Raw genomic sequence first — 2,282 nt, 5'->3', positions numbered from 1 at the left:
ATGTATAAGACGACCTCATTGACAAACAAGCCTGTTTTCACCGCGATATCCCCGACGAGGATCGCCGCGATGAGGCCCATGGCCGAAGCCAGCGGGGTCGGCGTATGCACAGCGGCCAATCGGAGGAGATCGACGCCGAACTCGACCAGCAAAAACTGGGCGATAAGCGGAATTTTGCCCGTATCGTGCGGCCCGATGAAATTTAATTCCGGAGGCTTCAGATGCGGATCGATCACAAGCAGCATCCAGAGCGGAAGCAGAAACATGGAGGCGAAAATGCCCAGAAACCGGACCCACCTGAGATACGTCCCCATAAAGGCCGTCTGGCGGTTCTCTTCGGCATGCTGGCACAGGTCGAAAAACGTAGTCGGCATGACCATCACGCTCGGCGAGGTGTCCACGAACACCACTACCCTGCCTTCCAAGATATGCGAAGCGACCACATCCGGTCTCTCCGAATATCTGACCAGCGGATACGGATGCCATCCCTTATTGATAATGACTTCCTCCAGCTGCTTGTCGCCTTGGGGAAGGCCGTCGATGTCAATACTTTTGATTTTCTTCCGGATGGAGTCCACCTGAACCTTGTCTACAATATCGTCGATGTAGGCAATACAGACGTCTGTCCTCGTTCGCCGCCCGACCTGCACAAGCTCGCTTTTGAATCCGGGGTCGCGGATCCGCCGCCGCACGAGGGCGATGTTGGTAAGCAGCGTTTCGGTGAACCCGTCGCGCGCGCCCCGCACCACTCGTTCAATGCTAGGTTCTTCGGGACTACGGACCGGATAATTCCGGGTATCTAAAATGATGCACGCCCGTTCTCCCTCGATGAATAGTGCGGACATCCCCATCAGTACTTTATTGACTGCCGCGCTGAGCTTGTCGACAATCTCGACCTGAATATGCGGGATGTAAAATTCAAAAAAGGACTTAAGCGCATCCGAATTAAGCTGGTCGGCGGACAAATAGGTGAGCCGCTTCAGTATTTCCAGCATGATGTTGTCTTTGGCAAAGCCGTTAATGAAAAACAATCCCGTGTTCTGGCCGGCGAGGGTCATTTCGCGAAACACGATATCAAAGGATGAACCCAGGCCCACCACTTCCTTGAGCGTGTTTTTGGTCGTCTCCAGGCTTTCCGGAATTTCATCCTTATCCTGCCAATAGATGATGGATTCCTCGACGGTGTCGGACCTTTCCTGGTCGCGTTTTTCCTGCATTCGCTTATCTTCTCCGCCGTCACCCGCTGCCTTATGCTCACCCTCAGCCTGTTCTTCGCCACCTTCACGCCGGCCCGCCGTCCTCCGGGGCTCCTTCCCCTCCTCCGACTGATGAGAAGCGTCTTCCTTCTTCGCTTTCGATTCATCCCCGTACTGCATGATCATCGCAATGCCGGCAGGGTCCTCTACGTTGATTTCCTGATCCTTGTCATCTCTCACGAAGCGTTCCTCCTTACTTTCTGTAAACAAACCAGTCAAACAGGGAACCCGCCACTTTTCCCGTGACCATCGCCATCAAAAAACCGAACAGGTAGCGGGTCATCTGCAGCCTTTTAGCCAAAATGGGCAGCACGTTGAGCACTTCGGTGAGCGCGGCGGCCAGCATTCCGACGAATATCCCGTTAAACAGCCCGATCAAGAGGCTGGCCAGCGGTCCCAAGGATAGTTTCCAGTTCCAAAAGTCGAACACGGTCCCGACCAGCGACCCCGTTACCATCGCCCCTTCGTACCAGTGAACCCGATTATAGGATGAAGTCAGCTGAGCCAGCCTTGGGATCATGTCCAGAACGATGAACAGCGCGATAACGCCGCCGCCAACCGCAATTCCCCCGGCAATCCCGAGCAGTATTTGGATGATCCAGCCGACCAGAATCAAGACGAATCCCCCTGACGGCTCGCGGTTTTCATCCGTTTATATTCCTCGGCAACGACGTACTGGTCGATATTTTCCTGGTACAGAAACATTTCCACTTCCAGCGGGGTCGGCTCCTCGTTCCATTTCTTTTTGAATAAATGGTTGAAGAAAACGACCATGCCAAACCCGATGCCGAAGGAATAAGCCGTCTGGAACAAGTAGGGATGCTCGTCCCGGCGGCCGGTCACCATTTCCACCGTACGGATTTGCACCTCCTGCATGTTCACGTCCGCATGGAAATTCATGATCGTCAGCGCTGACCCGAAGAAAAGGAGGAGCCAGACGAGGATGAATAGGATCAGTGACGGTTTCTTCTCCTTTTTTACCACTTCCACCAAGGAGTGCTTGTTCCCCATCGACTCAATGCGGAC

2 protein-coding genes and 1 pseudogene are annotated in these 2,282 nt (G+C 54.1%); all 3 read right to left on the bottom strand.

Translation table 11 applies throughout. From position 1 onward, the window contains the following. Window positions 1-1,376, bottom strand: a 1,376-nt coding sequence (locus CPT76_RS23870) for a spore germination protein (RefSeq protein ID WP_105444743.1), incomplete at its 3' end; no start/stop codon positions are given. Between the two features lie 73 nt (window positions 1,377-1,449). Continuing rightward, complete coding sequence (locus CPT76_RS23865) at window positions 1,450-1,872, bottom strand: stage V sporulation protein AB (RefSeq protein WP_374954719.1); 423 nt, start codon at window positions 1,870-1,872, stop codon at window positions 1,450-1,452. Further along, window positions 1,869-2,282, bottom strand: a pseudogene (locus CPT76_RS23860) (stage V sporulation protein AA); the annotation flags it as partial. The pseudogene CPT76_RS23860 and the gene CPT76_RS23865, both read right to left, overlap by 4 nt.

The organism is Paenibacillus sp. AR247, assembly GCF_002968895.1.
Lineage (GTDB): Bacteria > Bacillota > Bacilli > Paenibacillales > Paenibacillaceae > Paenibacillus_AQ > Paenibacillus_AQ favisporus.
Note: the sequence above shows the minus strand (reverse complement) of the source record. Positions and strands in the feature narration are given on the sequence as shown.